This is a genomic window from Thalassobacterium sedimentorum, assembly GCF_031127905.1.
Classification (GTDB): Bacteria; Verrucomicrobiota; Verrucomicrobiia; order Opitutales; family Coraliomargaritaceae; genus Thalassobacterium; species Thalassobacterium sedimentorum.
In genome coordinates, this window is sequence record NZ_JARXIC010000067.1 from 1 (window position 1) to 6,277 (window position 6,277).

8 protein-coding genes and 1 tRNA gene are annotated in these 6,277 nt (G+C 49.8%); 6 read left to right on the forward strand and 3 right to left on the reverse strand.

Annotation, left to right across the window (positions count from 1 at the left end):
- Positions 1-180: 180 nt before the first annotated feature.
- Together QEH59_RS17995 and QEH59_RS18000 are read left to right on the forward strand one after the other, a co-directional pair.
- On the forward strand, positions 181-528 hold the full coding sequence (locus QEH59_RS17995) for a hypothetical protein (RefSeq protein ID WP_308986775.1): 348 nt from the start codon (positions 181-183) through the stop codon (positions 526-528).
- Positions 529-697: 169 nt separating this feature from the next.
- Positions 698-1,441, forward strand: coding sequence for a hypothetical protein (locus QEH59_RS18000; protein WP_308986776.1), 744 nt, complete (start codon positions 698-700; stop codon positions 1,439-1,441).
- Positions 1,442-1,559: 118 nt separating this feature from the next.
- Here the strand turns inward: QEH59_RS18000 and QEH59_RS18005 are convergent, their stop codons facing one another.
- Positions 1,560-2,390, reverse strand: a complete 831-nt coding sequence (locus QEH59_RS18005) for a helix-turn-helix domain-containing protein (RefSeq protein WP_308986777.1) — start codon at positions 2,388-2,390, stop codon at positions 1,560-1,562.
- A gap of 43 nt (positions 2,391-2,433) precedes the next feature.
- On the opposite strand from QEH59_RS18005, the gene QEH59_RS18010 reads away from it, so the two are divergent.
- The 3 genes from QEH59_RS18010 to QEH59_RS18020 are packed head-to-tail and all read left to right on the forward strand — an operon-like array spanning position 2,434 to position 5,522.
- On the forward strand, positions 2,434-3,591 hold the full coding sequence (locus QEH59_RS18010) for a Gfo/Idh/MocA family protein (protein WP_425609266.1): 1,158 nt from the start codon (positions 2,434-2,436) through the stop codon (positions 3,589-3,591).
- A 54-nt stretch (positions 3,592-3,645) separates the two neighbouring features.
- The gene (locus QEH59_RS18015; RefSeq protein WP_308986779.1) at positions 3,646-4,722 is read left to right on the forward strand and encodes a Gfo/Idh/MocA family protein; all 1,077 of its coding nucleotides are present in this window, start codon (positions 3,646-3,648) and stop codon (positions 4,720-4,722) included.
- A 23-nt stretch (positions 4,723-4,745) separates the two neighbouring features.
- Positions 4,746-5,522 (forward strand): sugar phosphate isomerase/epimerase family protein, encoded by a 777-nt coding sequence (locus QEH59_RS18020; protein ID WP_308986780.1) that lies wholly within the window; start codon positions 4,746-4,748, stop codon positions 5,520-5,522.
- 322 nt (positions 5,523-5,844) lie between these two features.
- Here the strand turns inward: QEH59_RS18020 and QEH59_RS18025 are convergent.
- Positions 5,845-5,920: transfer RNA gene (locus QEH59_RS18025), tRNA-Thr, on the reverse strand.
- A 43-nt stretch (positions 5,921-5,963) separates the two neighbouring features.
- Between QEH59_RS18025 and QEH59_RS18030 the strand changes: the two genes are divergently transcribed.
- Entirely contained in the window at positions 5,964-6,098 is a 135-nt protein-coding gene (locus QEH59_RS18030) for a hypothetical protein (RefSeq protein WP_308986781.1), read from the forward strand.
- Here the strand turns inward: QEH59_RS18030 and QEH59_RS18035 are convergent.
- Positions 6,095-6,277 (reverse strand): hypothetical protein (locus tag QEH59_RS18035; protein ID WP_308986782.1); only part of this gene is annotated, 183 nt, incomplete at its 5' end. The genes QEH59_RS18030 and QEH59_RS18035 overlap by 4 nt on opposite strands.

A 6,277-nucleotide genomic window follows, 5' to 3' on the forward strand; every position in this document is an offset into this window, starting at 1 on the left:
AAACTTTGTTTCGGGGAGCGATCGGCATCGCCCCGGTTCCTAGAACCGAGGTTACAAAAGATATATCTATTAGGACCAAACTTTTTTCGAATTGGCATAACACCTCTCCCCATGCCTGCACAATTCATACGATCGATTGCGAGTTGCTACTCGGAGAAAATAGACTATTGATCCAGTGCTATGAAGCTGTGCCCATTCTGTGCTGAAGAGATTCAAGACGCTGCGATCAAGTGCAAACACTGTGGTGAGTTCCTGCAGACGAGTACGCAAGCAGTCCAGGCCCAACAGCCTACAGCCGAAGTGCCAAAATGGTATTTTCGCAAAGTATACTTAGTTTTAATCCTTGGATGCATTGGCCCCCTCGGCCTCCCACTAATCTGGTGGCACCCCACCCTGCACCGCTATTGGAAAGTTGCCATCACGCTAGTACTCATCCTGATCACATGGTTGAGCCTGCTGGCGACCATTGAAACTCTCAAAATTCTAAGCGACAGCTATGTCGAACTACAACACATGCTGCAATTATAGTCTGCCTACTCTCGCAGCAATCACAGCATTGACTCAGGGTGAATGTAAAATAATCCTTCAAATTTTAGGACACTTTGTATACAAGTTGACCTTATGGTAAATGAACCTATACGATGGCACATTTATTTTATATTCGATTTATTGTAATATTATCGCGAAATTCGCACACATGAAACGTCACACTCGAAGCTTAACCTGCGTAATACTTATTGCTCTGAACTTTATCACGTCTGTCGCTCAGGCGAGCGAAATGGGCGTCCCAAGTATCAAGCCCCCTAAAACGACCATCAGTGACAGCAGCTTTAAGTTAAAACGCTTTGATAATCACCTCAAAGAATCCGATTTCCTCAGTAGTGTCAGTCACCAACAAAATGACTGGCGCAGTGTGGTTCGAAGCCAGGGCGGCAGTTCAAAGATTGCCTTGAAGACCGGAGAATGGGATCGTCCGGACTCAGATTACACATCTGAACTATGGCTCAGCTATAATGGAGACTGGGCGTCGGTAGCAACTGGCGGCAAAACACTGCGATTCAGTTATACTTTTGGTAAGTCCAACCCCGGCGTGCTCTGCCGCTTTCGTTTTGGGGCCAGTGCACAGTCACGCAAAGCTTATGAAGGCGACTATGCACTCTCTCTCATTTATGGTGAGACCAGTTGCACCTTTAGTGTGAAAGACAAAGACAGCTCTGGCAGTCTCCCCACCCCCATCGACGAAGGCAGTACCGTCATCATTGACCTTCACCCCAATAATACAGCCTCCATCACTATCGACGACCAATTGATCCTCGATGGGCAGGTCGTTGATTTAGACCAAAACTTCATTTCGTTAGTTGCCATCGATACCCAAGCAAAGTACTCCAAGCAGCCCAAGATTCTCTACCTCCAGGAATTCAAGGTATCTTTAGAGCGATAATAATCGATCCCTGTAGGGCGCAAATTTACATATAGCCAAGCCTTCATGCCCACTGTGCCTTCATTCCCACTGTGCGAATGAAGGCATCGTTGGTTCGGTTATTGGCACCCATACAGATTTATTTTCCAGCAGCGTCACGATATTGACTGGGGCTACAGCCCTTCACTCGTCTAAATTGACGACTAAAGAAATAAATATCGTTATACCCAATCGACCGAGCCACAGCGTCGATTCCCCAATTCGTTTGTGTCAGTAATACGCATGCACGCTCGACTCGCTTCAAGATAAGATAGCGGTTGGGCGACTCGTTGGTTAGCTGTCGAAAACATCTGCCATAGTGAATGCGTGATAAATTCACTTCTGATGCCAATTCATCAACTGTGCGGAACATATCTTGCCCAGCATGAATACGATCCAGCTGACGGTAAATTAGCCATGCTGCATCTGTCTGAACAGGTTGGATCGATTCACGCCATAAAATCCCGATCATACTTAAAGTTAAGCTCTGTAATTGCTGCTGTGCAAAACTGTCAGGATAAGCCGAAAGTCGTATAGCTAAATTAATCAAGCTATTCACATTGTTCGGTTCGTGAAGTTCAATCCCCAACAATCTACCTTTCAGCAAGCGTGCATTCTCTGCCCCCAAGCTAATGTGAATACTAAAGTTACGTATTGATTTAGCCACTGCAAGCGAACGGCCGACAAGTTTCGATCCTGCGCTAAATAAGAATGCAGTCCAAGGCTGTACTGGGTATTCCACGCCATCGCACTCAATCACAGCCTTCCCTTCTAGACACACCCACAAGTTCCAGTGTTGTTCGCCGTTGGTCTGCCAATTCCACTCTCCTACACTCTCGTGCACAAATGGCGGCGATACGATCTCAATCGAGCTATCAAATAAATCAGGGCACTTCATTAGATGTTTCAATAGTGCAAAGATTTGCTTCATGAGTCCATTGAAAAAAACAGCTGAAATCAGTAATATTGTGCACATGACTAAAAACAAAACTGTCCGCCTCGGCATTATCGGAATTGGCAACATGGGCCAGAGCCATGCAAACAATATTCTGGAAGGGAAAATCCCCGGTCTGGAACTTGCAGCCATTGCCGATCAAAATCCGGAACGTCTGGAAAAATATCCCGACACCCCTAAATTTAGCGAGGGGATCGAACTGATCCAGTCAGGCACAGTGGACGCCGTTCTCATTGCGACGCCTCACTATGCACATACCACGTTGGGCATAGCCGCACTCGAAGCAGGGCTGCACACACTCGTCGAAAAACCAATTTCAGTGCACAAGGAAGACTGTGAGCGTTTAATTGCAGCATGGCAGGATCCGAAGCTGGTCTTCAGTGCAATGTTTAATCAACGCACGGACCCAGCCTATTGCAAAGTTAAATCGCTCATCGAATCCGGCGAACTTGGGAGTGTGCAGCGCATCAACTGGATCATCACCGACTGGTATCGCACCGAAAACTACTACGCATCCGGCGGTTGGCGTGCCACTTGGGGCGGCGAAGGTGGCGGCGTACTACTCAACCAATGCCCTCACAATCTGGACCTGCTTCAGTGGATCTTTGGCATGCCCTCCAAGATAACGGCCAATTGCCAATTCGGGCGCTTTCACAATATCGAAGTCGAAGATGCTGTGACCGCAATTTTAGAATACCCGAATGGAGCCACTGGCGTCTTCATCACTACAACGGGTGAAGCTCCTGGCACCAACCGCTTAGAGGTAGCCTGCGATCGCGGCAAACTAGTAGTGGAAGACGGCAAAATTAGCTTCACTCGCACAGAGCAACTCGTCAGTGAGCATAACCAGACAGCAGATACAGCATTTGTAAAACCAAGTGTTTGGAATATTGACATCCCAATTTCCGGCAGCGGCGAGCAGCATAACGGAATCCTTAAAAACTTCACCAACGCGATTCTAAATGGAGAACAGCTAATTGCTCCAGCAGGCGAAGGTATCCATTCAGTCGAACTGGCCAACGCCATGCTATTCTCAGCCTTCGAAAACACCAGTGTCAACCTGCCACTCGACGGGGCTGCCTACGCACGCTTACTACAGTCTAAGATCGAAAACTCCACTTATGTGAAGCCAGAAGTTAAAAGCTCAAAGGTCGCGGACCTCAGTGGCAGCTTCTAACTTTTTCCAAGCAATCCACACACTCACTTAGACAAGACAGAGCCCCTTACGCTTATGACAAATGCCAATGATGGAATGAATTACGCACCGACTGCGGCCAAACCGCAGCCAGTCGTCAACCCCGGCCAATTTAGCTTTGCAGCCGCCCACTTTGATCACGGCCACATTTACGGCATGATCAACGGCCTGACCGAAGCTGGCGCTGAACTGACAATGATCTATGAGCCCGATGCGACACGCATCGAAAGCCTCAAAGAAAAATTCCCCAGTGTGCATATAGCAGCGAGCTTCGAAGAAGTGCTAGCCTCCGATGTCCACTTAGTCGCCGCCGCGGCCATCCCCAATCAACGCGGACCGATCGGCTGTCAAGTCATGCAAGCGGGCAAGGACTACTTCACCGATAAGTGCCCCTTCACTTCCCTGGAGCAACTCGCTGAGGCGGAAAAAGTCGTCGCCGCGACCGGACAGAAATACATGGTATATTACTCGGAGCGCGTGCACGTGGAATCTGCGTGGTACGCCGACCAATTGATCCAAGACGGCGTCATCGGCGACATCGTGCACATGGAGATTTTCGGTCCACACCGCCTAAGCAAAGCGGGCCGACCTGGCTGGTTCTTTGATAAAGCGCAATACGGCGGCATCCTGACCGACATCGCTTCGCACCAATTCGACCAATTCCTGCACTACACTCGCTGCACCAAGGGCAGCATCGCCCACGCCGCGGTGGACAACCGTGCCAATGCGGACAAGCCTGGTTTGGAAGATGTCGGCCAAGCAGTCATGATCCTTGAAAATGGCGTCCAGTGCTTCTCACGCGTCAATTGGTTCACCCCCGATGGCATGCGCGGTTGGGGCGACGGCCGCAGTTTCATTACCGGCACCAAGGGCACCATTGAAATTCGCAAGTACTTTGATTTTGGGCGTAGCAACGACTCCGACACCATCATACTCGCGAACAACGAAGGCGAACAAGTCATGCAGGTAAAGGGGCAAGTCGGCTTTCCCTTCTTTGGTCAACTGATACTCGACTGCCTCAATCGCACCGAAAACGCAATGACACAAGAACATGCCTTTGCCGCCTCCAGACTATCACTACAAGCACAAGCAGTCGCCGATCAAGCACGCTAAAGATCCAAAAATTTCAAACTATTATGAAAATTGAACAAGTTGCTCTCATCACGTACACCATTCGTGACTTTATCCAGACTCCCGAAGACTTCCGTGCGAGTATGAAAAAGATAGCCGACATCGGCTACAAGGCAGTACAAATCTCCGGCATGGGCCACGACGTCATGCCAGCCGAAGAAATCGCAGCTGTGTGTGCTGAAAATGGTCTCACCATCTGCGCCACTCACGAGCCCAGCGACATGATTCTCGACGAGCCTGAAAAGGTCGTCGAGCGCCTAAAGAAGCTAGGCACCCAATACACCGCCTATCCATTCCCAAGAGACGTCGATTTCACAGATGCGGAGTCACGCAATAAATTAATCCAGCAACTCGACAAAGCAGGTGCAGTGTTGCGGGAAGCGGGCCTCGTATTAACTTACCACAACCACGCCAACGAATTCTACAAGTGGGACGGCAAGCCAGCATTGCAACACATCGCAGAGCAAACCTCCGCCGAAAACCTCCACTTCGAGCCCGACACCTACTGGGTGCAACTCGGCGGCGGCAACGTCGTAGAATGGTGCAAAATGCTCAAGGGGCGCCTGCCCCTACTCCACCTCAAGGATGTCGGCGTGCGCGAAGGCAACACCCCCATCATGCATGAGATCGGCTACGGAAACCTCGACTTCAAGCCCATCATCGCCGCAGCGGAAGCATCCGGTTGTGAGTGGTTCATCGTCGAACAAGACAGCTGCCCCGGCGATCCCTTCGATTCCCTAAAAATGAGCTTCGATTACATCAAAGCCAACTTGGTGTCTTAAACACCCCAAGCTAACAGCTTTTCTCCACAGCCCGCACAGGCCTCGCCCTGCTGCGGGCTGTTTTGTGTCCACTCAGGCCCATTCGAATAAAGTTTGGTCCTAATAGATATGTCTTTTGTAACCTCGGTTCTCGGAACCGGGGCGATGCCGATCGCCCCCCGACTGTGTCCTGCATAGCCGAAGGCGACGCATGGAAACAAAGTTTCGAGGCTACGCAAAGCCCAAGCTTATAGATCATATATTCTTAGAATCGGTATCAGGCCCAACAGAAAAACAGGCAAATAAAAACCCCCAAGCTTATACCAAGCAAGGGGCTTGAAAATGGAGCCGAAGAACGGAGTCGAACCGTCGACCTATTCATTACGAATGAATTGCTCTACCAACTGAGCTACTTCGGCCTAGCCATTAAAAATCTAGAGTCTCGAAATTTGAGGCTGAACTATGCGAACGCAAGCAAAAGGATTCACAAAAATTAAAAGGAATACAGGCAAGCTCACTCCCCCCGATGGCGGAGCGGTTGTGAAATACCGCCGTGCACTCGAAATCAACGATTACGATGCTGACTCAACACTCTAGCACGCTTGGAGTTTATGGAGATTGTAGGGGCGCGACTGGTCACGCCCGCGTTGTGATGGCTTCTGCGGATCGGCGGGCGTGACCAGTCGCAATGCCATTGCATAATTCAAAGTGCCCTTTCTAAGACCGTAATTAGAACTGGTTCTCTGGATTCGCTTCTTATCCTGACTTTGGGCCAA